20 protein-coding genes, 1 tRNA gene and 2 riboswitches are annotated in these 24,191 nt (G+C 62.2%); of the genes, 11 read left to right on the top strand and 10 right to left on the bottom strand.

The annotated features are described in order from the left end of the window. Nucleotides 1-8: 8 nt before the first annotated feature. From DZG07_RS23400 to metH, 8 genes are all read right to left on the bottom strand, one after another. Nucleotides 9-782 (bottom strand): ABC transporter ATP-binding protein, encoded by a 774-nt coding sequence (locus tag DZG07_RS23400; RefSeq protein ID WP_119821185.1) that lies wholly within the window; start codon nt 780-782, stop codon nt 9-11. Continuing rightward, nucleotides 779-1,780 carry an iron ABC transporter permease gene (locus tag DZG07_RS23405; protein ID WP_119821187.1) on the bottom strand — a complete coding sequence of 334 codons (1,002 nt, stop codon included), beginning with the start codon at nt 1,778-1,780 and terminating at the stop codon, nt 779-781. Before DZG07_RS23405 ends, DZG07_RS23400 begins: the two co-directional genes overlap by 4 nt. After that, a complete protein-coding gene (locus tag DZG07_RS23410) occupies nt 1,777-2,604 on the bottom strand; it encodes an ABC transporter substrate-binding protein (RefSeq protein ID WP_119821189.1) in 828 nt (275 codons plus the stop codon). The genes DZG07_RS23405 and DZG07_RS23410 overlap by 4 nt, the downstream gene beginning before the upstream one ends. A 53-nt stretch (nt 2,605-2,657) precedes the next feature. Next, entirely contained in the window at nt 2,658-4,526 is a 1,869-nt protein-coding gene (locus DZG07_RS23415) for a TonB-dependent receptor (RefSeq protein ID WP_119821191.1), read from the bottom strand. A gap of 194 nt (nt 4,527-4,720) precedes the next feature. Further along, nucleotides 4,721-4,929, bottom strand: a riboswitch (cobalamin riboswitch). Nucleotides 4,930-4,994: 65 nt separating this feature from the next. Further along, on the bottom strand, nt 4,995-5,243 hold the full coding sequence (locus tag DZG07_RS23420) for a hypothetical protein (RefSeq protein WP_119821193.1): 249 nt from the start codon (nt 5,241-5,243) through the stop codon (nt 4,995-4,997). Between the two features lie 3 nt (nt 5,244-5,246). Next, nucleotides 5,247-6,350 (bottom strand): hybrid-cluster NAD(P)-dependent oxidoreductase, encoded by a 1,104-nt coding sequence (locus tag DZG07_RS23425; RefSeq protein WP_119822009.1) that lies wholly within the window; start codon nt 6,348-6,350, stop codon nt 5,247-5,249. 99 nt (nt 6,351-6,449) lie between these two features. Next, nucleotides 6,450-7,697 (bottom strand): aromatic ring-hydroxylating dioxygenase subunit alpha, encoded by a 1,248-nt coding sequence (locus DZG07_RS23430; protein ID WP_119821195.1) that lies wholly within the window; start codon nt 7,695-7,697, stop codon nt 6,450-6,452. Between the two features lie 123 nt (nt 7,698-7,820). Beyond that, nucleotides 7,821-8,029: riboswitch (cobalamin riboswitch) on the bottom strand. A gap of 75 nt (nt 8,030-8,104) precedes the next feature. After that, complete coding sequence (gene metH, locus DZG07_RS23435) at nt 8,105-11,902, bottom strand: methionine synthase (protein WP_119821197.1); 3,798 nt, start codon at nt 11,900-11,902, stop codon at nt 8,105-8,107. A gap of 333 nt (nt 11,903-12,235) precedes the next feature. Here metH and DZG07_RS23440 point away from each other — a divergent pair, with 333 nt between their 5' ends. Both DZG07_RS23440 and DZG07_RS23445 read left to right on the top strand, forming a co-directional pair. Continuing rightward, nucleotides 12,236-12,535: a DUF982 domain-containing protein gene (locus DZG07_RS23440; protein WP_091916397.1), complete on the top strand. Its 300-nt coding sequence runs from the start codon at nt 12,236-12,238 to the stop codon at nt 12,533-12,535. A gap of 151 nt (nt 12,536-12,686) precedes the next feature. After that, nucleotides 12,687-12,971, top strand: coding sequence for a DUF2218 domain-containing protein (locus tag DZG07_RS23445; protein WP_091916396.1), 285 nt, complete (start codon nt 12,687-12,689; stop codon nt 12,969-12,971). Between the two features lie 98 nt (nt 12,972-13,069). Here the strand turns inward: DZG07_RS23445 and DZG07_RS23450 are convergent. Both DZG07_RS23450 and DZG07_RS23455 read right to left on the bottom strand, forming a co-directional pair. Then, nucleotides 13,070-13,145 (bottom strand) — tRNA-Ala (locus DZG07_RS23450). 167 nt (nt 13,146-13,312) lie between these two features. Then, nucleotides 13,313-13,693 (bottom strand): TIGR02300 family protein, encoded by a 381-nt coding sequence (locus DZG07_RS23455; RefSeq protein ID WP_091916606.1) that lies wholly within the window; start codon nt 13,691-13,693, stop codon nt 13,313-13,315. Nucleotides 13,694-13,898: 205 nt separating this feature from the next. Here DZG07_RS23455 and aroA point away from each other — a divergent pair, with 205 nt between their 5' ends. The 9 genes from aroA (at nt 13,899) to DZG07_RS23500 (ending at nt 24,183) form a co-directional block, all read left to right on the top strand. Continuing rightward, nucleotides 13,899-15,260, top strand: coding sequence for a 3-phosphoshikimate 1-carboxyvinyltransferase (aroA, locus tag DZG07_RS23460; protein WP_119821199.1), 1,362 nt, complete (start codon nt 13,899-13,901; stop codon nt 15,258-15,260). Nucleotides 15,261-15,262: 2 nt separating this feature from the next. Next, entirely contained in the window at nt 15,263-15,604 is a 342-nt protein-coding gene (locus DZG07_RS23465) for a hypothetical protein (RefSeq protein ID WP_119821201.1), read from the top strand. 107 nt (nt 15,605-15,711) lie between these two features. Next, nucleotides 15,712-16,431, top strand: coding sequence for a hypothetical protein (locus DZG07_RS23470; protein WP_119821203.1), 720 nt, complete (start codon nt 15,712-15,714; stop codon nt 16,429-16,431). Nucleotides 16,432-16,568: 137 nt separating this feature from the next. Then, nucleotides 16,569-17,123 (top strand): hypothetical protein, encoded by a 555-nt coding sequence (locus tag DZG07_RS23475; protein ID WP_133304794.1) that lies wholly within the window; start codon nt 16,569-16,571, stop codon nt 17,121-17,123. A 16-nt stretch (nt 17,124-17,139) separates the two neighbouring features. Next, a complete protein-coding gene (locus tag DZG07_RS23480) occupies nt 17,140-17,805 on the top strand; it encodes a hypothetical protein (protein WP_133304795.1) in 666 nt (221 codons plus the stop codon). A gap of 48 nt (nt 17,806-17,853) precedes the next feature. Further along, on the top strand, nt 17,854-18,504 hold the full coding sequence (gene cmk / locus DZG07_RS23485; RefSeq protein WP_119821209.1) for a (d)CMP kinase: 651 nt from the start codon (nt 17,854-17,856) through the stop codon (nt 18,502-18,504). A gap of 199 nt (nt 18,505-18,703) precedes the next feature. After that, nucleotides 18,704-20,410 (top strand): 30S ribosomal protein S1, encoded by a 1,707-nt coding sequence (rpsA, locus tag DZG07_RS23490; RefSeq protein WP_091916387.1) that lies wholly within the window; start codon nt 18,704-18,706, stop codon nt 20,408-20,410. 154 nt (nt 20,411-20,564) lie between these two features. Beyond that, entirely contained in the window at nt 20,565-22,211 is a 1,647-nt protein-coding gene (locus DZG07_RS23495) for an MFS transporter (protein WP_119822020.1), read from the top strand. Nucleotides 22,212-22,320: 109 nt separating this feature from the next. Further along, the gene (locus DZG07_RS23500) at nt 22,321-24,183 is read left to right on the top strand and encodes a hypothetical protein (RefSeq protein WP_119821211.1); all 1,863 of its coding nucleotides are present in this window, start codon (nt 22,321-22,323) and stop codon (nt 24,181-24,183) included. Nucleotides 24,184-24,191 lie beyond the last annotated feature (8 nt).

Genomic DNA, 24,191 nt, shown 5'->3' on the forward strand with positions numbered 1-24,191 from the left:
CAAGTCCGTCAGCCGGCGACGTCCAGCGGCATGACCAGCATGCCGCCTTGCGTCTCGCCGAGATAAGCCTCTACGCCATAGACCGAGCGCAGGCGCGCGGCCGTCAGCACCGCGCGCGGCGCGCCGTCGGCAACGATGCGGCCCTTGTCGATGAGAACGAGCCGCGTGCACCAGCGCGCCGCAAGGCCAAGATCATGCAGCGAAGCGACAACGCCCCGGCCCTCCGAGGCGAGTGCCGCAAACAGGCGCATCAGCGTGATCTGGTGCGAAGGGTCGAGGCCGGCGGTCGGCTCGTCGGCCAGCAGCAGCGGCGCATCCTGCGCGAGCGCGCGGGCAATCAGCACCCGCGCTTTCTCGCCGCCGGAAAGGTCGGTCGCGGGACGGTGTCGGAAGGCGTCGACCTCCATGCGGCGCATGGCTTCTTCGATCTTTGCCGTGTCCGCCGCATCAAGTCCGGCAAAGGCAGGCCGATGCGGCGCGCGGCCGAGCGAAACCAGCATCTCGACCGAAACCGGCCAGCCGATCTCGCGCTCCTGCGGCAGATAGGCGAGGTGACGCGCGCGCTCCTTCGCCGGCATGAAGGCTGCATCCTTGCCGGCAATCGCAATCTTTCCGGTCGAGGGGATGAGGCCGAGGGCCGCCCGCAGCAGCGTCGATTTGCCGGCACCATTCGGGCCGATCAGCCCGACGAACTCGCCTTCCTGAACGGCAAGCGAAAGCCCGTGCAGTACCGGCTTGCCGCCGAGCGAAGCATGAAGTTGATCGATGGCAAGGAGGGTCACAGCAGGTTCCTCCGCGTGCGGTAGACGAGCCAGAGGAAGAACGGCGCACCGACGATGGCCGTCAGGACGCCGAGCTTGAGGTCCTTTCCCGGCGCGATGATGCGGACCAGAATGTCGGCGGCGAGCAGAACGCAGGCACCGCCGAGCGCGCTGGCCGGCAGCAGCCGCGACGGGCGCGAGCCGACCAGCGGACGCAATATATGCGGCACGACGAGGCCGACGAAGCCGATGGCGCCGGCAACAGCGGTTGCGGCCCCCACAGACGCGGCGGTGCCGAACACTGCCAGGAACTGCACGCGGCGCATATCGACGCCCATGCTGGCGGCGGCGTCATTGCCGAGCGTCAGCGTGTCGAGCGCCCGCCCGAGCGAGGCGAGCATGACCCAGCCGACGATCATGAAAGGTGCGGCGAGCCAGACATGGGTCATGGAGCGGTCCGTGAGCGAGCCGAGCATCCAGAACATGATTTCGAGTGCGGCAAACGGGTTCGGCGACAGATTGAGCGCCAGCGAGGTCATGGCGCCGGCGAAGCTTGAGACTGCGACGCCGGCGAGGATGATGGTGAGCGCGCCGCCCTTCATGCCGGCCATGGCCTGCACGACCAGCACCGCGAGCACGGCTCCGGCAAGCGCTGCCAGCGGCAGGCCAAGCGGGAAGACCGCCGAGAAGCCGGTGTAGATGGCGATGACCGCGCCGAGCGAGGCGGTGGCGCTGACGCCGATCAATCCCGGCTCTGCCAGCGGGTTGCGCAGATAGCCCTGCAGCGCTGCACCAGATAGGCCGAGCGTCGCGCCGATCATCAGGCCAAGGATGGCACGCGGCAGGCGGATTTCCTGCATGATGAGGGCGATGGCGCCGGCCTTCGATGAGAACAGTGCGGCGATGCTTTCGGTAAAACCAAGTGCAGCGGGGCCAACGGTGAGCGACAGCAGGAACAGGATGAGTGTCGCTGCGCCAAGCACCACGAGCAGCAGGCGGTAGCGGGCGGTCTCGCTCATTTGGCCGCCCCCGCCGCATCCTGCAGAATCCGCGCGACTTCGAGCGTGAAGGGGGCGCCGCAGATCGTGTACTTCGACGGGATATTGACGGCCGTGCTGCCCGCTGTCAGCGCCTTGAAGGCAGGGTGGACATAGCCCTCCTCGGCCAGTGCGGGGCCTGGATAATCGCCCTCGCTGGAGACGACGAGATCGGGATCGGCGAGCACCAGCAGTTCCAGCGGCAGTTTCGACGTGCCGGTGAGGCCGAGCCGCGCAGCGATGTTTTCGAGGCCGGAGATGCCGATCAGCGCATCGACCAGCGTGCCGGAGCCGGAGGTGTAGCTGTTGGCGGAGTAGGTCGCGACAGACTTGCCGGAGGGCGGCTGCGCGCGGAGCTTCGCTAACGCGTCATCGATCTCGGCCAGAAGCGCAGACGCCTTTTCCTGCCGTCCCAGCAGCGTGCCCATGCGCGAGATGTGTTCGCGGATGTCGTCAAGGGAATTTGCCGGCGCAAATTCCTCCACGCGAAAGCCGAGCCGCCGCAGAAGCTCGACGGTCGTGCGCGTCGTGAAGGTGCCTGCGATGATCAGGTCCGGCTGCATGAGAAAGACTTCCTCCGCCAGCCCATGGTTGACCACATAGCCGCCAGCCTGATCGGCAAGCACCGACGCATTCCTGTCGCCGGCGAGATAGGAGACCGAATAAAGCTGGCCCTCGCCGGCGATCAGCATGGCGAGCTGGTCGGTGCAGACATTCATCGAGACGACGCGATGCGGAGCCTCGGCGGCGAGAGCCGCAGAGGCGTTGAGAACCGAGACCATCAAGATCGCCATGATTCGTTTCATGCTTTTCTCCGGGCACCGGGCCCCAATAGAGGCCCGATGCAGAACCTCACCGTTCAGAACGTTCGCGTAAAGCTCAGATTGAAAGTGCGCCCCGGCGCGCGGTAGTCGGTGACGGTGGCGTATTCCTCGTCGAACATGTTCTCGACCGAGAATTTGAACTGCGACTGCGCATCGAGGGCATAGAGCGCGGTGAAATCGACCGTCACGTAGTCCGGCAGTTCGACGGTGTTGGCCGCATTGGAATAGCGCGCCGCGCCATAGAGAACTTTCGCCGTCAGGTCGAGCTGCTCGGTCGGGCTGTAGGTGAGTTCGGCCGTTGCCTTGAAGCGGTCGCGATAGGGAATGTACTTGCCATTGTCCTGGTTGAGCGGCTCACGGATGTCGATCGTGGCCTTGCCGCTCCATTCGTCGCTGAAGCGGTGCGCCAGCGTCACCTCGAAACCGGTTATGCGGGCGCTTGCGACGTTGAAGGGAAGATAGGTCGGCGGATTGGAGGCAATCGCGTCGGCGAGGAAGGTCTGATAGAAAGCGAGGTCGACGCTGGTGCCAGCCGTTGCCTGCCAGTTCAGCCCGACCTCGTAGGAGCGCGACTTTTCAGGCTTCAAATCCGGGTTGGAATAGCCGGGATAATAGAGATCGTTGAAGGTCGGCGCGCGGAAGCCGGTGGCGTAGGACGAGCGCAGCACGAGATCGGGCAGCACTTCGTAGCTCGCGCCGACATTGTAGGTGGTGGCGCTGCCGAACTGGCTGCTGTGATCATAGCGGATGCCCGTGTCGACGCGGAGCGCCTCGTACTCCAGCGAATACTGGCTGAAAAGTGCGGCCAGGTCGCGCGAATCGACGGCGAAGTCGACGGTCGAATCGACCTGCTCGCGATAGGCTTCGACGCCGCCCGTCAGGATGTGGCTGGCCTTGCCGGTCTCGAAGCGTTTTTCGGTCGAGGCGAATATGCCGTAGCGCTGCGTGTCGAACTGGCTGTCGCCACCCGGCACGTCGTCGCGGAAATTGGTCGAGTAATCGAGGCCGGAGCTGAGTTCGACCGTCGAGGACCAGCTGTCGGAATGGAGGACATGCGCGCCCACTTTGCCGGCAAAGGTCGTGGTGTCGACTTCGTTTGCGGATGGGAACGTCGCGTCGTACTGGCTACGGCCGCGCGCGAACAGGCCGTCGGCGTAGAGCCGGCCCCAATCAAATTCCTTCGAGAGCGAAAGATTGGCCGAGCCTTGCAGGAAGCCGTCATCGTCGGGCTCGTGACCCCAGGCGAGCGGCGTGGTAAAGTCATAGCCGCGCGTGCCCAGCAGGCTGCCGCTGAGCGCGTAGTTCACGCCGCTTTCGCTGCGTCCCTGGACGGTGCCGGAGACATAGCCGCCCCAGGGATGGGTGACGCCGGTGGTGAGCGTGGCACAGGCATTGCGGCCATCGGCGCAGGCTCCGCCCTGTTTGGTGATGATGTTGACGACGCCGCCCATGGCGTCGGCGCCGTACTGGGCCGAATGCGCGCCCTTGGCGACCTCGATGCGTTCGATCGAAGCCAGCGGGATGTTGAAGATGGAGGTCGTGCCGCTGGTGGCCGAGCTTGCCCGCACGCCGTTGATCAACACCAGCGTTTGGGTGGCCGACATGCCGCGCAGATAGACATTGGCCGACGCCCCCTGCCCGCCATAGGAAATGATCGAAACGCCGGTATAGGACTTCAGCAGCGACGGCAGGTCGGGTGCTGCCGACTGCTCGATCTCCCTGCGGTCGATGACCGTCACCGACGAGGTCGAGCGCGCCAGCGTGGTCTCGCGCCGCAGCGGCGTTGTGACGACGACCGTGTCGAGTTTGATTACGTCCGCGGCGCCGTCATCCAGCTCCTGCGCGCCGGCATTATTCGTGAAAGCCAGCGCCAATGCGCCAGCCAAAATGGTCGATTTCTGCATGTCTGCCCCCGATAGGCTTTTGGCGGGCGGCAAAGCGCGCCCGAAGGTTTGATGACAAACCGCAGACAGGAAAATGATCGACAGGCAGACTATGAAACGACGACATCGAACCCTCGGCCAACCCCGGCATGCGGCAACACTTTTTCAAATGTCACCGCCACGGGCGACCGCGCCTGAACACACCCCGTGTTCAAGCATGGGTGACCGGAAAAGGCAGGTCTCCTGACTTCCGGGTCTATGCTTGTCTTTCGCCTTCCCAATCGCGCTGAAGCGCTTTTAGTGGCCTGGTTGAAAGAAAGCTCGCCGGCTACAGTTGCGGGGGCAGTCTCGGCTTCGATCTGTCGATCTCACCGTGTTCCCTTTTCATCCGCCGTGAAGCGGAACCAATTCCGATTCCACTGGTAGCTGTGCGTCCGGCGAGCGTCAACCGGGTTTGGCGGTGTGTGGAAAAAGCCGATGTGGAAATGCCTAAACGGCCGAGCCGTTTGCGGCGAGCATGAACATGCCTCGCAGACGGCGCAGGCCATCGGGCAATGGCGCACGGCGATCGAGGCGAGCGACTTCGCGGGCGGCGGCAGTGCGTATGTCGCTGCCTTGCGGCAGCCATAGCAGCCACGACAGGAAGATATCTTCCGGGCACGACAGGGCTGGGTCTTCGACGGACGCAGCCGAGCCGGCGGGACGCTCGATCGCGCCCGATTGCCAATGCGAGCCCATGGATCAGGCCTCGACCGTCAGCGCACCGAGCGGCTTCGAACAACAGGCGAGGATGAAGCCGTCCTCGATTTCGTGGTCGAGAATGCCGCCATTGTGGCTCATCTCGACCTCGCCCGAGACCTTCTTGATCTTGCAGGTGCCGCACAGGCCGAACTCGCATGCGGCTGATATGCGCACGCCGGAAGCGCGGGCCGTCTGCAGCACGGTCTGGCCGGAGACGCAGTCGGCATCGATATCCGACAGCGCAAAGCGGATCGGGGTGATCTGCTCGACAGGCGCGCTATCGGGCGCGGGCGTGGAGGCGTCGGAGAACGGCGCCGGAACGACTTCCACCGGAGGCGCGCCAAAGCTTTCCTGATGATAATGCGCCATGTCGAAGCCTGCGGCCTCGAGCATCTGGCGCACCGCGCGCATGAACGGGTCGGGGCCGCAGCAGAAGACTTCGCGGTCGCGGAAATCGGGCGCCAGAAGCGGCAGGCGCACGGCATCGATGCGGCCCATATGGCCGCTCCAGACTTCTCGGTTCGAGCGCTCCTCGATGAGGAAGCCGAGCGACAGGCCGGGCATGCGGCTGCCGAGCAGTTCCAGCTCCTTGCGGAAGATGATCTCTTCCGGGCGGCGCGCGCAGTTGACGAAGGCGACGTCGGTCCATGGCGCGCAATCGTTCAGCCAGCGCAGCATCGACATCATCGGCGTGACGCCGGAACCGGCGGAGACGAACAGGTATTTCGCCGACGGATGGTTGTGATGGGAGAAATCGCCTGCCGGGCCGTAGGCCTTGATGTGGACGCCGGGCACGAGATTGTCGAACATCCAGCGCGTGCCGACGCTGCCGGCCTGCGCCTTGACCGTGACCGCGATGGAGAACGGCCGCGACGGGCTGGAGGACAGCGTGTAGGTGCGCATCAGCGGGCCGTCTTCCAGCGGCAGTTCCAGCGTGACGAACTGGCCGGGCTGGTAGCGGAACCAGGTCTGGTTGTCGGAGCGGAAGATGAAGGTCTTCACCTCCGACGCCTCGTCGATCACGCCGATGCATTCCAGCACCTGCAGCCGGTCGTTCCACGGCACCATCTCGTCCAGATGCCGATAAAGGGAAAGTTCCGTCATCGCGTTCATCCGCTTAGTTCCGTTTGATTGACCATGAGCTTGTCCGAAAACCGGCAACCACTTTTCGCTAACGCGGTCCTACGGTTCGGGCTCATGGTCTTAGGCCACGCTGCGCAGCGCCGGCTTTTCGTCGTCGGTCAGGCGCGGCTCGATGAAGTTGCAGTACCATTCGACGAACTGCATCACGCCGCCCTCATGCTCGACCGAGTAAGGTCCGGGCTCATAGGCCGGCGACTTGATGCCGAAGGCATTTTCCTCGACGATCCTGCGGTCCTGATCGTTGGTCTCGGTCCAGACATGGGTGAGTTCAGCGAGATCGTAGTCGACACCCTCGACCGCATCCTTGTGCACCAGCCATTTGGTGGTGACTGCCGTTTCGGTTGCCGAGATCGGCAGCACGCGGAAGGTGACGGCGTGGTCGCCCAGCACATGGTTCCAGGTGGTCGGGTAGTGATAGAGCAGCAGCGCGCCGATCTTGTCGGCAGTGACGATATCGGAAAGGTTCTTCCTCACCGCGCGCTTGCCGGACATCGTGTAGCTGACGGCGTCGCGCAGCAGCGGCGCACGCGTGGCACGGTACTGGCCACCGGCATCGATGCGGAACTTGCTCGGCAGGCCGACAGCCTCGCACTTCGCCCAATGGGCAAGCATTTCGGGATCGCTTTCGGCACCGTTGACGCCGGTGACTGTCGGAGCTTCCGGGAAGGTCTTACAAAGTTCGGGATGGTTCGCCGCGCAGTGATAGCACTCGCGGTTGTTTTCCCAGACCAGCTTCCAGTTGCCCTTCTCGACGATGGTGCTTTCGAAAGCGACCTTCGCGTCGCGCAGGCGGTGCGGCAAAAGATAAGGCTCGACCATCGCCCGCATCGGCGCGAAATCCGCAGGCTCCTTGGCGAGGCAGATGAAGATGTAGCCGCCGACGCTTTCGCAGGCGACGGGCTTCAGGCCGAACTGGTTCTTATCGAAGCCCTCGGCCATCTGGCGGGCAAACAGCAGGCGGCCGTCGAGCTCATAGGTCCACTGGTGATAGGGGCAGACGAGCTTGGCCGTCGTGCCCTTTTCGGCGGTGCAGACGCGCGAGCCGCGATGGCGGCAGGAATTGTGGAAGGCGCGGATGTCGCCCTTCTGGTCGCGCACGACCAGCACGGGATAGTCGCCGATCTGCGCGGTGATGTAGCTGCCGGGCTTGGGCAATTCGCAATCATGGCCGAGGAACAGCCAGTCGCGATACCAGATCAGCTCAAGATCCAGCTTGAAATAGTCCGGATCGGTGTAGAAAGCCTGCTCGAGGCTGAAGCCCTCGCGGCGGTTGCGTAACTGCCGCAGCATCTCATTGCGCGCATCCATGTCCTGTCCTCGCTATCCAAGGACTGAACTGGTGGTGATGTCAGGGGAGAAAGATTGCACGGCAACGCCCGCTGGAGCCTGTCCGCGCAAAAATCCGCCGCTTGATCGCCCACCGCGATCAGTCGAATTTACAACACTCAAGGCTGGTTTCCGGGCTCTGGAGCGGTCCTGCAGGACCCGTCACGGACACCTTCCCAAGCCATTTGCGGCCCAGTGGTCTCCCGCCGTGACATTCTCCACCACCGTTGCGGGGGCAGCGCCGGCATCAAACCGGCTTCCCAATTCTCCGGTCCGCGATCAAGCGCACCAGCACCTCAAGTGTCCCGATATAATCACCGAATCGGCGCGCACGGCGATACGAAAGCGACATGGCCCAAGCGCAAAGGCGACAGCGGAAAAATCCGCTGCTATTCCGCCGCCTCGGCACGGGGTGCCGGCACGTAATTGAGGATCGGACCGAGCCAGCGTTCGACCTCGATCACCGCCATGTCCTTGCGGGCGGCGTAGTCCTCGACCTGATCCCGCTCGACCTTGGCAACACCGAAATAATAGCTTTCGGGGTGCGAGAGGTACATGCCCGAGACGGACGAGCCGGGCCACATCGCCATGCTTTCGGTCAGGCTGACACCAGCCTTTTTCTCGGCATCGAGCAGCCTGAACAGCGTCACCTTCTCGGTATGGTCTGGCTGCGCCGGATAGCCGGGCGCGGGACGGATGCCCTGATAGGGCTCGCCGATCAACTCGTCCGGCGCGAGGGCCTCATTCGGCGCGTAACCCCAGAATTCCTTGCGCACTTTTTCATGCATGCGCTCGGCAAAAGCCTCGGCGAAGCGGTCGGCCAGCGCCTTGACGAGGATCGAGGAATAGTCGTCGTTGGCGCGCTCGAAGCGCTCGGCAATCGCTACCTCCTCGATGCCCGCCGTGACCACGAAGCCGCCGACATAATCGGGCTTGCCGCTGTCGGCGGGCGCGACGAAATCCGACAGCGCCACGTTCGGGCGGCCGTCGCGCTTGGCCAGTTGCTGGCGCAGCGTGAAGAAGGTTGCGAGTTCCTGCGCCCTGCCCTCGTCGGTGTAGAGCCGAACGTCGTCGCCGATGGCATTGGCCGGCCAGAAGCCGATGACGCCCTTTGGCGTGAACCATTTTTCGGCGATAATCTGCTTCAACATCGCCTGCGCATCCTCGAAGAGTTGGCGCGCGGCCGGGCCCTGCGCCTCGTCTTCAAGGATTTTCGGATAGCGGCCCTTCAGCTCCCATGTCTGGAAGAAGGGCGTCCAGTCGATGTAGCGGGCGAGTTCGGCAAGGTCCCAGTTCTCGAAGGTGCGCGTGCCGAGGAAGGACGGCTTTGGTGGCTGGTAGTTCGTCCAGTCGATCCTGTGGGCGTTGGCGCGCGCCTTGGCCAGCGGCAGGCGCTGCTTGTCAGCCTCGGAGCGGGCATGGGCATCCGCCACCTTCTTGTACTCGGCACGGACATTATCGACATAGCCGGGCTTGGCGTCGGCCGACAGCAGGCTGGAAACCACGCCAACGGCACGGCTGGCGTCGGTGACATAGACGGTCTGGCCGCGCTCATAGCGCGGGTGGATTTTCACCGCAGTGTGCACGCGGCTGGTCGTCGCCCCGCCGATGAGCAGCGGGACGCTGAAGCCCTCGCGCTCCATCTCGGCAGCGACATGCACCATCTCGTCGAGCGAGGGCGTGATCAGGCCGGACAGGCCGATGATGTCGACATTCTGCTCTTTCGCTGTCTGCAGTATCTTGGTTGCCGGCACCATGACGCCGAGATCGATGATCTCGTAGTTGTTGCAGGCAAGCACGACGCCGACGATGTTCTTGCCGATGTCGTGGACATCGCCCTTCACCGTCGCCATCAGGATTTTTCCCGCACTCTCGCGACCACTGGAGGCAATGCCGTTCTTGGCATTGGCGATCTTCTCGGCTTCCATATGCGGCAGGAGGCCGGCAACCGCCTGCTTCATGACGCGGGCCGACTTGACCACCTGCGGCAGGAACATCTTGCCCGCGCCGAACAGGTCCCCGACGACATTCATGCCGGCCATCAGCGGGCCTTCGATGACGTGCAGAGGGCGCTCGGCCTTCAGCCGCGCCTCGTCGGTGTCGGCGTCGATGAATTCGGTGATGCCATTGACCAGCGCGTGTGAAATGCGCTGCTCGACCGGCCATTCGCGCCAGGCAAGATCGCGCTCCTTGGCCTCCTTGCCGGCCGTGCCCTTGTAGCGCTCGGCAAGCTCCAGCAGGCGCTCGGTGCCATCGTCGCGGCGGTTGAGCACGACGTCCTCGCAGGCCTTGCGCAGTTCCGGATCGATCGATTCGTAGACGGCGAGCTGGCCGGCATTGACGATGCCCATGTCCATGCCCGCCTGGATGGCGTGATAGAGGAACACGGCGTGCATGGCCTCGCGCACCGGCTCGTTGCCGCGGAAGGAGAAAGACAGGTTGGAGACGCCGCCGGAGATATGGACATGCGGCAGCGTATTGATGATTTCGCGCGTCGCTTCGATGAAATCGACGCCGTAATTGTTGTGCTCCTCGATGCCGGTGGCGACCGCGAAGATGTTGGGGTCGAAGATGATGTCTTCCGGCGGGAAGCCGGCCTGCTCGGTGAGCAGCTTGTAGGCGCGGGTGCAGATCTCGACTTTTCTGGCTTGCGTGTCGGCCTGGCCCTGCTCGTCGAAGGCCATGACGACGACCGCCGCACCATAGGCCCGGCACAGCTTCGCGTGATGCAGGAAAGCCTCCTCGCCTTCCTTCATCGAGATGGAATTGACCAGCGGCTTGCCCTGCACGCATTTCAGGCCGGCCTCAATCACATCCCATTTGGAACTGTCGATCATCACCGGCACGCGGGCGATATCGGGTTCGGCGGCGATGAGGTTGAGATATTCGACCATCGCCTTTTGCGAGTCGATCAGGCCTTCATCCATGTTGATGTCGATGATCTGCGCGCCATTGACGACCTGATCGCGCGCGACATCGAGGGCTGCGGCGTAGTCTCCGGCCGTAACGAGCTTGCGGAATTTGGCCGAGCCGGTGACGTTGGTGCGCTCGCCGACATTGACGAAGGGGATTTCGTCGGTGAGCACGAAAGGCTCGAGGCCCGACAGCCGCATCTTCGGCTCGATCTCGGGCAGTGCGCGCGGCGGATATTTCTTCACGACTTCGGCGATGGCGCGGATATGCTCGGGCGTCGAGCCGCAGCAACCGCCGACGATGTTGACCAGGCCTTCGCGCGCAAAATCCTCGATCTGCGCCGCCATGAATTCCGGGCTCTCGTCATACTGGCCGAATTCGTTGGGCAGGCCGGCATTGGGATAGGCGCAGACGAAAGTGTCGGCGACATCCGAAATTTCGGACAGATGCGCGCGCATGGCGTTGGCGCCGAGCGCGCAGTTGAGCCCGATGGTGAACGGGCTGGCGTGGCGAACCGAATGCCAGAAGGCCGTCGGCGTCTGGCCCGACAAAGTGCGGCCGGAAAGGTCGGTGATGGTGCCCGAAATCATGATCGGCAGATCGATGCCCTTCTCGGCAAAGACCTCGCTGCAGGCGAAGATCGCAGCCTTGGCGTTCAGCGTGTCGAAGATGGTCTCGATCAGGATCAAATCGGCGCCGCCGTCGATCAGGCCGCGCAGCTGCTCGGCATAGGCGATGCGCAGATCGTCGAAGGTTACGGCGCGGTAGCCGGGATTGTTGACGTCCGGCGAAATCGAGGCCGTGCGGTTGGTCGGCCCGAGCGCGCCGGCGACGAAGCGGCGCTTGCCGTCTTCCTGCTCGGCACGGATCGCCGCGCGGCGCACGAGACGCGCTCCATCACGGTTGAGATCGTAGACCATGTCCTCCATGCCGTAATCGGCCTGGGCAATGGAGGTCGAGGAGAAGGTGTTGGTCTCGATGATGTCGGCGCCGGCGATGGCATATTTGTAGTGGATTTCCTCGATCGCTGCCGGCTGCGACAGGATCAGAAGGTCGTTGTTGCCCTGCTGGTGGCAGGCGCAGCCGCCGAAGCGCTCGCCGCGAAAATGGTCCTCGTCGAAGCCGAGCCCCTGGATCTGCGTGCCCATCGCGCCATCGAGGATGAGGATGCGCTCGCGCGCCGCCTTTTCCAGTGCGGCGCGTATCTCCGCGCCGTCGCGCGGTGCTGAAACGGCACCGAACAGTGCATCGAGGGTGTTATTTGACTGCGACATATTTTGCACCTTAAGCGACATGTCTGCGCATGTCACATAACGACATCTTTATGTCAACATATCACACCATGCTGATTTTACCACTGGCTGCATTCTTCCGACGGATCGCAAAGCCCGCACTCGCGTCGCGCAATCGCACAGGCGCGAATTCGCAGGCCAGAGACCTATTATGGCTGCAGTTTCGAAGGTCAAAGCGGCATTGTTGTCCTGATGCAACCTCCATCGGCCCCCGGCGTTTAACCACATGTCTCGATCGTGATTGGCGCGAGGCGCATGCATGCCCATATTCTAGCGGGGCGGGATTTCTTCTCTGATCAGGAGATGAGGTTTGAAATGGACAGGTTGCAGTTCGTCATTCCGGTACGCATAAACCCGGAAGCTGGCCAGCCGGTTACGGAAATCTACAGCGTCGACGACGCCATGACCTTCCTTCACGAGTGGCCGGTCGGCAGGCAGGGGCCTGTCTATCAGACGGCGATGAATGCCTGCCTGGCTGCCATGATCGAGCAGGTTCCGACCGAAGATGCCCGCAAGGCGTTCACAAGTTTTGCCCGCGTCTCCAAGATCCTCACCAAGGACGACGCCCATGCGCTCGTGCTGGACGGGGACGGCGAGATAAGGCCGGCGCATTAAGCGTCGACAGGGACCGTGAGCCGCAACTTCAGATAACAATCATGTGTGCGTTGAGCCTGACGGTCGCCATCGGCCTGTGAGAACGGCTGCCGATAACCTAGATAGACAGCGTCAAGGCAAGCTTCGCCGCCAATGCAAAGGGAATAACATCGTGCCGAAATCGAAAGCCGTGGTCGAAACCGAGAATGCAAGCCGCTACCTGCAGCAGCTTTGCAAACATTGGGGCCACAAATTCACGGTCGATTTCACCCCGATCAAGGGGCATATCGATCTCGGTGAAGGGCGTCTGGTCGATATGGACGCAAGCCCGACCGCGCTTACGGTCGAGGTCGAAGCCGCTGACCTGCCGCGAATGGAACAGGTCGTGGCCGACCATATCGTGCGCTTTGCGTTTCGGGAGGAACTGGCTTTCGAGTGGAAGCCGATCGGCGGGTAGAGATTTTGCGGGGGGTGCACTTCGAATTTGTGCCCTTCCGCAGTTCAAACACGCGAGCCGGGAAAAGCTTTCGAAAGAATCAATCGCTTGGGAATATTTGGTGGAGCCAAGCGGGATCGAACCGCTGACCTCCTGCATGCCATGCAGGCGCTCTCCCAGCTGAGCTATGGCCCCATTTTCCGAATTTAGAACCCGGACACCGTTTCCGGCGAGTAGTCCGACCGGGGCTGGCCCCGAACCGGTGTGAGGCGGCTTCTAGCGCCGCCTCGTCGGAAGATCAAGCCTGCTTGAGGCCTTTTTCTTACACCGCAGTGCCGGCACCCCGGCACCGCGGCATTGGTTCAAGTCTCGTCGTCGTCGCCAACGCCGATGATGTCGGAGACGTCGTCGTCGTCTTCCTCTTCATCTTCAAGGAACGTGTCGTCGTCATCGTCGCCGAGGTCGACGTCTTCCTCGTCCTCGATCTCGATAACGTCGTCCTTGGTCTCGTCGTCTGCTTCTTCGAGAGAAACGACTTCGGCGCCTTCTTCCTCGGCGTCGATTTCCTTCTCCTCGACCTCTTCCTCTTCGTCATCGACAGCCTTGATGCTGGTCGTGTCGAAATAGGACCGAGGGTAGGTCTTGCCCGTGTAGGGCGAAACGATCGGATCCTTGTTCAGGTCGTAGAATTTACGCCCGGTTTCCGGATCGATGCGCTTTATGCCAAGTTCTGGTTTAGCCACCGTCAATGCCTCGTATGCAAAGTTTGGTCCCCATAACCACAGTTTGATGCGCTGTCAAAGCCAAAAGACGGAAATTTCCGCATCGGCCAAACAGCTGTCAAAACAGCCGCACTGGAGGGGATGACCGGCACGGCGGGCCATGGTAGGAGACCGCCGCACTATCTGGAAAACGCATGTTTTGCGGTCTTCCGCAAGAGGTATCTTCATGTCGCATCAATCACTTCCGCAGCCAGCGGCCGCTCGCAAATCGTCAGCACTCTCCGGAACGGTCCGGATGCCGGGCGACAAGTCCATCTCGCACCGCTCCTTCATGTTTGGCGGACTGGCCTCCGGAGAGACGCGCATCACCGGCCTGCTCGAAGGCGAGGACGTGCTGCGCACCGGCGATGCCATGAAGGCGATGGGCGCGCATATCGAGAAGCGCGGCGCCGAATGGATCATCCAGGGCACCGGCAATGGCTGCTTACTGGAGCCGACCTCACCGCTCGACTTCGGCAACGCCGGCACCGGCTCGCGCCTGACCATGGGGCTCGTCGGCACCTATGACATGGAGACGACCTTCATCGGCGACGCATCGCTGTCGGGCCGGCCAATGGGCCGCGTGCTCGACCCACTGCGCGAAATGGGCGTTCAGGTGCTGAAGGCCTCGCCCGGCGACCGCATGCCGATCACGCTGCGCGGGCCGAAGCAGGCCGCTCCCATCAGCTACCGCGTGCCGATGGCCTCGGCGCAGGTGAAATCCGCCGTGCTGCTGGCCGGCCTCAACACACCGGGCATCACTACGGTCATCGAGCCGGTGATGACGCGCGACCACACCGAAAAGATGCTGAAAGGTTTTGGCGCCAATCTCGAGGTCGAAACCGACAGCGACGGCGTGCGCCACATCCGCATCGAAGGCCAGGGCAAGCTTTCCGGCCAGACGATTGCCGTGCCCGGCGACCCGTCTTCCGCCGGCTTCCCGCTGGTGGCCGCACTCATCGTGCCGGGCTCCGACATCACCATCGAAAACGTGTTGATGAACCCGACGCGCACCGGCCTGATCACCACGCTCCTGGAAATGGGCGCGTCGATCGAGCTTCTCAACCGGCGCAATGCCGGCGGCGAGGATGTGGCGGACCTGCGCGTGCGTTCATCCGAGCTGAAGGGCGTGACCGTGCCGGCCGAGCGTGCACCCTCGATGATCGACGAATATCCGGTTCTGGCGGTCGCGGCCTCGTTCGCCGAGGGCGAGACGCTGATGCAGGGCCTCGACGAATTGCGGGTCAAGGAGAGCGACCGCCTCGCCGCCGTCGCGCGCGGGCTCGAAGCCAACGGCGTCGACTGCACCGAGGGCGAAGCTTCGCTTTCCGTGCGCGGCAAGCCGGGCGGCAAGGGCCTGGGCGGCGGCACGGTGAAGACGCATCTCGACCACCGCATCGCCATGAGCTTTCTGGTCATGGGTCTCGCTGCCGAGAAGCCAGTGAGCGTGGATGACCAGACCATGATTGCCACCAGCTTCCCGGAATTCATGGGCCTGATGACGGGCATGGGCGCACTGATTTCCATTTCAGAGGCCGTGGCGGGCTAAAAATGCTGGAGCAACTGGGCTCATTCGCCACAGCTTTCCTGCTCTATCTCATGCTGGGCTTTCCGTTTCTGATCTGGTCCGGCAGGACGGTCTATGCCAGCGTGCGGACCGAGATCGACGGCAAAGTGAGGGGCAAGCCCAGTACGGGCGCGACCATTTTCCTGGCCGTCATCCCCGTCCTGTTCGTCGCCTATTACTTCCTGAGCGGCATCGGCGGCGTGCAGCACCAGCACCGGGTCAGCGACTGGGGGCCGTATATGTTCCTCAGCCTGCCGCCGGCATTCGGATTGCTGGCGGGGTATGTGATCGGGGCGATCTTGGGGCGGAAGGCTGCGGCTGAATAGCGTTTCGACGCGTAAAGCGCCAAGCGCGCATTCAGTAAGCGGTCATTTCGGAGTCCACACTCCTTCCATTCGATGGCAAAGTCGCTCCCGGGGAAAAGGGGGCAACCATGGCGCCAATCGGCAAGGAACACTGGCTGACGCAACGGCTCGAACAGCAACCGGACGTGGTCCAGACTAAGCTATGGACCGTGGTGAAGCCTGTTCATCACTTCGTCCGCAGAATAATGGCGTATGACATTCGTGAGAAAAACGGGCTCTACGGGGTGTGGAGCATCCACAGCCTGTGGGCACCGTCTTCCCCAATTGAACTGGAGAATACGACCGGCTTCAGCACCCCTCTCCCTCAGGGGGAAGTGATCGTGATATACCCCGACCTGCTGCCGAAGCCGATACAATACGAAGCCTTTGAGGACACTGTCAGGGACGAGGTGTTGCCTTTTCTACGCTCCATCAACACCATGGAGCGATTTTACCACGAAATCACCAACAGGCCGGCAAATCTGAACACGAATACACCGGACTCGAAGTTTTGCCTTGAGCTTGCGATGGGGCACTTCGATGCCGCCAGCACGTTGCTGGCGCAGCACCGCGACCATTGGTTTCGGAAGCAAGACGATGATTTTGATGAGCAGGAGCTCGATCAGATTCGCCAGCTCTACCGCTTTCTCGATGATGGAAATTACGCGGCAATAGCTCTGCATTTGCACGAATGGGAGGCGTCAGTTGCCGAACATTCCGAACTTGACGGGCTCTGGGAGCCATCCCCCTTCCCGTTCGAACCCGAATATGAGGACTGGGCGCGAAAATCCGGCATAACGGCAGCCTAATGGAAAGAAATATAGAAAGCACAACGCCAGCAGACATCGAAACAATCCTCAAACCAATCTTTGAGACAAACTCCGACGTAACCTGCGCAGGTGGCTTTTTAGTTCTTGATCCCGTAACGCACGTCTGCAGGAGAATATTGACCAAACAGGCTTCCGCAGACGACCAAGTTTATCTGGAATGGGCCGTTGATATCCTTTTTCTGAAGGATTCAACAAACACAGTTTCGGGTGTGATTGCCGCAAAGGATGCCGGGCCGTTCAGGAAGACTGTCAGTCTACCTAAGAATTCCATTTCGAAAACCGTCTGCATTGAAATTGAAGACCAGCATATGCCTTTACTGCGAAGGCTGAACTCCCTTGAAGCATGTTATGAATACCTGATGAACCGTGCGAGGCCGTTCTCTATCCCGCCCGAACTGCATTTTCCGCTTGAGCTTGCGATGGGAAATATCGATGCGGCCCATATGCTCAGACGCTGGCATCGCCAACGATGGTTCGACCGCCCCTTAGATACATATGGAAAGGAGAGTCCCATTTATTCGCTTGTGCAACGGCTATGCCTGCTGCTCGAGGCCGATGACATCGCCGAAGTTCCACATGTGTTACGGGAAGCGGAAGAGGCAGCCGCGAAGGAACTCGGGCTGAGCCATCTTTGGCAGCCAACAATTTTTCCCATTGAACATGCCTCGTAAGAGTCGCTTCCAGCGCTTGCTGGCACCATTGCTGCTTCGAAACAACGACGTCTGCATAGAGAACCGCTTCCTTCTCCTTCGCCCGCTGCGACACGCCTTTTGCGCGTTGGTTTTCGATATAGTCGGCATCGCGGGTGTTTTTCGCCCGCGATGGTTTGTATTCCCGATATTTGCCCTGCCGCCGGTGCTGCAGTTGATGAATATTGATGGAGTAGGCACCAAATATTCCGATGAGCCGGCACGCGGCATGCCGGAAGACCTTTTAAGTGAGCAGCTGTGTGCCGACATCGAGGCCTCCGTCCTGCCATTTTTTAGATCTGTGACAACATTCGACAAGCTTTACGCCTATGCCTTGCATGGTGACCTGCAAATCTGGCAGCGCGAGGCCCTTCACTTCAGATTGGAACTCGCGATGGGCAACTTTGATGCTGCCCGAATGCTGATGCGATGGCATTCAAAAAGATGGTTCTCGGATGAGACGCCGGCAGAGCATGCCAACGAGAGGCAGCTTTGCGCGCTATTAGATGCAAATGACCATACCGGGATAGGACATTGTCTGCGCGAGATAGAAGCGGCAGTGGTTGCCGCATACAAAGTCGAGCGTCTCTGGGAACCATCCCCCTTCCCGTTCGAACCAGAATACAAGGACTGGGCGCGAAAATCCGGCATAAAGGTGGAGTAGGCCGGCGAGGCTCTTGCCTTTTGGCGGCCTCTCCGCTTGAAGCAAGGCATGTCTCGTTCTCTCATCATCGCCATCGACGGTCCCGCGGCTTCCGGCAAGGGAACGCTCGCGCGGCGTCTGGCGGATTATTATCACCTGCCGCATCTCGACACCGGGCTGACCTACCGCGCGGTCGCTCATATGCTTTTGACGAAGGGTTGGCCGCTCGATGATGAGGCGCATGCGATCGAGGCGGCGCGGCTGGTCGATCTCGGCCATCTCGACCGCGAGGGGCTGTCGGCCCATGCGGTGGCGGACGCGGCTTCGCGCGTTGCCGTGATTGCGGAGGTTCGCCGTATCCTGGTCGAGAAGCAGCGCGCCTTTGCCAATCAGGACGGCGGCGCTGTGCTGGACGGGCGCGATATCGGCACGGTGGTCTGCCCTGAGGCGGAAGTGAAACTCTATGTCACCGCAAGTGCCGAGGTGCGCGCCATGCGCCGGCTGCGTGACATCGAGGGGCGCGGCGGCAAGGCGGATTTCGACGAAATCCTGTCCGACATCAAGCTGCGCGACGAGCGCGACATGGGCCGTGCCGATTCACCCCTGAAGCCCGCTGCAGACGCGCACTTGCTCGATACGTCGGAAATGTCTATAGAGACCGCGTTTCTTGCGGCAAAAGCGATCATTGATGACGCGATAGCCAAGAGAAGCGAAATCTGATCGCGATGTTTCGCATTGTGGCTTGCTGAAGCGGTCACGAAGCACCATCTGGACCGGATAACCCGCCTGCCCGCATTCTCATGCGCCGATACCGCCGCGAAAGCGGCACCAGGGCATTTGCCCGGGATGCTGACCAGGCCAAACGCAACACGAACCAAGGCGCCGGCTCCGCAGATGCGAGAGCCTTCCAGGAGAAACAATGTCAGCTTCCAATCCAACCCGCGACGATTTCGCCAGCCTTCTCGAAGAGTCGTTTTCCGACGGCCACTCGGGTGAAGGCCAGGTTGTTCGCGGCATCATCACGGCCATCGAAAAAGACATGGCCATCATCGACGTCGGCCTCAAGGTCGAAGGCCGCGTGCCGCTGAAGGAATTCGGCGCCAAGGCCAAGGACGGCCAGCTCAAGGTGGGCGACACCGTCGAGGTCTATGTCGAGCGCATCGAAAACGCGCTGGGCGAAGCCATGCTGTCGCGCGACAAGGCTCGCCGCGAAGAGAGCTGGGTCAAGCTCGAAGAGAAATTCAACAAGGGTGAACGCGTCGAAGGCGTCATCTTCAACCAGGTCAAGGGCGGCTTCACGGTCGATCTCGACGGGGCCGTGGCGTTCCTGCCGCGCAGCCAGGTCGACATCCGCCCGATCCGCGACGTTTCCCCGCTGATGCACAACCCGCAGCCCTTCGAGATCCTGAAGATGGATCGCCGTCGCGGCAACATCGTGGTTTCGCGCCGCACCGTGCTTGAAGAGAGCCGTGCAGAACAGCGTTCGGAAATCGTGCAGAACCTCGAAGAGGGCCAGGTTGTCGAAGGCGTCGTCAAGAACATCACCGACTACGGTGCGTTCGTCGACCTCGGCGGCATCGACGGCCTGCTGCATGTCACCGACATGGCATGGCGCCGCGTCAACCATCCGACCGAAATCCTCAACATCGGTCAGACGGTCAAGGTGCAGATCATCCGCATCAACCAGGAAACCCACCGTATCTCGCTCGGCATGAAGCAGCTCGAGAGCGATCCGTGGAGCGAGATCGGCACCAAGTTCCCGATCGGCAAGAAGATCACCGGCACGGTCACCAACATCACCGACTACGGCGCCTTCGTGGAGCTGGAGCCGGGCATCGAGGGCCTCATCCACGTTTCGGAAATGTCGTGGACGAAGAAGAACGTGCACCCGGGCAAGATCCTCTCGACCACGCAGGAAGTCGACGTTGTCGTGCTCGAGGTCGATCCGGCCAAGCGCCGCATTTCGCTCGGCCTCAAGCAGACGCTCGAGAATCCGTGGGAAGCGTTCGCACGCAACCATCCGGTCGGCGCTGTCGTCGAGGGCGAAGTCAAGAACAAGACCGAGTTCGGCCTGTTCATCGGCCTGGAAGGCGACGTGGATGGCATGGTCCACCTGTCCGACCTCGACTGGAACCGTCCGGGCGAGCAGGTCATCGAAGAGTACAACCGCGGCGACATCGTCAAGGCGCAGGTGCTCGACGTCGATCAGGACAAGGAGCGCATCTCGCTCGGCATCAAGCAGCTTTCGCGTGATGCTGTCGGCGAAGCCGCAACTTCGGGTGAACTGCGCAAGAACGCGGTCGTGACCTGCGAAGTCATCGGCGTCAAGGACGGCGGCCTGGAAGTCCGGCTCGTCGACCACGATGTCGAGACCTTCATCAAGCGCAACGACCTGTCGCGCGACCGTGACGAGCAGCGCCCCGAGCGCTTCACCGTCGGCCAGAAGGTCGATGCGCGCGTCATCGCCTTCGACAAGAAGACCCGCAAGATCCAGGTCTCCATCAAGGCGCTGGAAATCGCCGAAGAGAAGGAAGCGGTTGCCCAGTACGGCTCGACCGACTCCGGCGCTTCGCTCGGCGACATCCTGGGCGCTGCCCTGAAGAACCGCGGCGGCAAGGACGAGTAATACTCGCCCCTGACTGTTTGTGAACAAAACCCCGCCGGAGCGATCCGGCGGGGTTTTTCTTTGGCCCAAGCGGAATGGATTTCTTCGCTGTGCTTGTTGCTTTAGGGTTTGCGCGGCATAAACGACTCACATGACAGACGCGCCGCAGCCAGACATGAACGACCAGCCAGCGCCCGACCGGACCTCCGCCCTGGCGCCCTTCAAGCACGGCATCTTCCGGTCTGTATGGTTTGCCAGCCTGGCATCGAACTTCGGCGGGCTGATCCAGAGCGTCGGCGCAGCCTGGATGATGACCGCCATTTCGAACTCGGCCGATATGGTGGCACTGGTTCAGGCCTCAACCGCACTGCCGATCATGCTGTTTTCGCTGGCCTCGGGCGCAATTGCCGACAACTACAACCGGCGTAAGGTGATGCTTACCGCCCAGGCCTTCATGTTCGCGGTTTCCATCGCGTTGACGCTGGCCGCATATTTCGGCTTCCTGACACCCTGGCTGCTCCTTTCCTTCACCTTCCTGCTCGGCTGCGGCACGGCACTCAACAATCCGTCATGGCAGGCTTCCGTCGGCGACATGGTACCGCGCAGCGACCTGCCCGCGGCTGTGTCCGTCAACAGCATGGGCTTCAACCTGACCCGTAGCGTCGGCCCGGCCATCGGCGGCATCATCGTCGCTGCGGCGGGTGCGGCGGCAGCCTTTGCCGTGAACGCGTTCAGCTACCTGCCGCTGCTCTTCGTGCTGTCGCGCTGGAAGCAGAAGGAGACGCCCAGCACGCTGCCGCGCGAGACCCTCGGCATCGCGATGACGGCCGGCCTGCGCTATGTCGCCATGTCGCCCAATATCGAAAAGGTGCTGCTGCGCGGCTTCGTCTTTGGCTTCACCGCGATCTCGGTGCTGGCCCTGCTGCCGCTGGTCGCGCGCGATATCGTGCAGGGCGGCCCCCTGCTCTACGGCGTCCTGCTGGGTGCCTTCGGCATCGGCGCAGTCGGCGGCGCGCTGATCAACGCATGGCTGCGGCAGAAACTGACCAGCGAATGGATCGTGCGCCTCGGCTTCATGGGTTTTGCCATCTGCGCGACGGTTGCAGCGCTGAGCCAGATGGCCTGGCTTACCTGCGCGGCACTGCTGATCGGCGGGGCAAGCTGGGTGATCTCGCTTTCGCTGTTCAACGTCACAGTGCAGATGTCGACGCCGCGCTGGGTGGTCGGGCGCGCGCTCTCGCTCTACCAGACGGCGACCTTCGGCGGCATGGCGCTGGGAAGCTGGATCTGGGGCGTGATCGCCGAGAATCACGGCGCGGGTGAGGCGCTGCTCGCATCGGCGGCCTTGATGATCGCGGGTGCTGCACTCGGGCTGAAATGGTTCACGCTGCCTGAGCAGACGTCGCTCAATCTCGATCCCCTCAACCGCTGGAAGGAGCCGCATCTGGCGCTGGACGTGAAGCCGCGCAGCGGCCCGATCGTCATCATGATCGAATATGTCATCAGGCTGGATGACACCGCCGAATTCCTCGACGCGATGGCCGAGCGCCGGCGGGTACGCCGGCGCGACGGGGCCAGGCAATGGACGCTGGCGCGCGACCTGGAAAACCCGGAACTGTGGATGGAAACCTACCACACGCCGACCTGGGTCGAATATGTGCGGCACAACCAGCGCATAACCCATGCCGACGCCATCATCGGCGAGCGTGTCAGGAAGCTGCACAGCGGGGCCGAGCCGCCGCGCGTGCACCGCATGATCGAACGGCCAACGGACTGGTCCGTGACGATTGCTCCGCCCAAGGAGATGCTCGACCTTCACTGACGGTCGAGGCGAAACGCCGGGGTCAGCCGGCCCGCTCCGCATTTACCGGACAGCAAGGTCCGCGCGCTATGACTGCACCATGACTATGCGGTGAAGCGGGGGGCTTCGCGTGACGGTTCAAAATTCCGATCGAGCTTTCGACCTGCAAACGAGCTGGCTGCGTACCGCCTACGGCCAATACCCAGTGATCTGCACCTGGATCGTGCTGGCGCTGCTGTGCACGTTTCTGTGGTGGATGGGCGCCAACCTCAATGGCGATGTCGACGATCTCCTTAAGCTGCATGAAATCCGGTTCCTCGTCGAAACGGGAAATATCTACGACAGAACGCTTCCGAACATTCTCCAGCCCGAGCCGTTCGTCACCCACTGGCCGTGGATCGTCGACCTGCCCTATGCGCTGGTCACCTGGCTGCTGAGGCCTTTCATCGGCCTGGAGCAGGCGCTGTCGGTCGCGAGCTTCGCCGTTCCTCTCGCGATGCTCCTGCCGGCGCTGTACTTCTTCTACCGCATACTGGCAGCCATCGGTTTCCAGACCCCCGCCGCCGCGCTGCCCCTAGCCGTCCTCTTTGCGGTTCGCAGCTTTTTCGAGTTCGAACCGGGCCGCATCGATTACCATAATCTCGAGATGCTTCTGCTTCTGGCGGCGGTCGCGCTACTGATGTCGGAGCGCCGCAGTGCGGCCGCAGCCAATGGCGCGATAGCGGCTCTCGCATTGGCGATAAGCACGGAATTTGCAGCCTTCTTTGCCCTCGTAATGGCTGTCTATGCATATGATTTCATCTTTTCGGCACGCGACGGCGCGATGCGTCTGGCGTCGTTCGGCGCGACGCTGAGCGCAGGCGCGGTCGTCCTCTTCTTCGCAATCGTGCCGTTCGGAACCTATGCCGTCGCCCGCTGCGACAGCTACTCCGCGCCCCATCTGCTTGCTCTGGCCTGCGCCGGCGGTTCATTCATCGTGTTGCCGCTGCTATTACGAGAGCGCGGCGGGTGGATGCTGCGCGCGGGCCTGCTGGCGGGTCTCGCCGGGGCGAGCCTCGTCGTCACGATCGGGCTGTTTCCGCAATGCCTCAACGGACCCTATGCGGTACTCAGCGACTATGCCCGCGACAACTGGCTCAACTGGATCGGACAGGAAAAATCGCTGCTGACGCGGCGCAACTTCGTCCTTTCCAGCGGTATTGCCAGCATACTCATTTTCTTCATCGGCGCGCTGGCCCCAGTCATGATCGTCGGGGTGGGAAAGGTACGCGACCGTTCGCTGATCATTCTCGCGCTCTTTTCCATCCTGGCCGTCATCCAGTCTGTCGTGTGGTTCCGATACTTCCGCTACGTCCCGCTATTTGCCGGCCTGGGCTTGCCGCTGGTCTTTGCCGCCTTCTTCCCGATGCGCCTGAAAATAGAGACCTATATGACGGTGCGGAACTACGCCGCGCCATCCCAGAAATATCTCCTGCTGGCGCCGGGGCTGGTGTTATCCCTGGCCCTGCTGCTGTTCCATCTGGCGGTAAAACCAGCCGAACCGGATGCGCCGGCTGCACAACTGGCCGATAGCTGCGATCTCATTGCTACCCCGAAATTCGACTGGCCGGCACAGTCGCGCGTCCTCTCCTCCCCGCTCGTGGGGATACATCTGCTTTCGCCGAGCCCGAATCTTTCGATCGTCGCCATACCCTTCCACAATTCCGGTCCCGGCATCGAGCGCGCCTACCGCTTTCTCGATCCGCAAACAGAGAATCCCCGGGCAATTGTCGATGAGGCAAAGGCAACGCACGTCGCAATCTGCGCCTGGCGCGGAAAGCCCCTTGCATGGCTGGAGAACGGCTATTCCTTCGCCTCGGCGCTGATCGAAGGCCGTCCACCGGAGTGGCTGAGCGAATGCGCGACTGATCCGTCCTCGCCGCTGCGCATCTATCGCTACGTCGGCGCGGACGGCAACGAGCCCGCCTGCCCGACCATCTCGGCTGCGCGATAGATCACGCT

It is taken from the genome of Mesorhizobium sp. DCY119 (genome assembly GCF_003590645.1).
GTDB lineage: Bacteria > Pseudomonadota > Alphaproteobacteria > Rhizobiales > Rhizobiaceae > Mesorhizobium_M.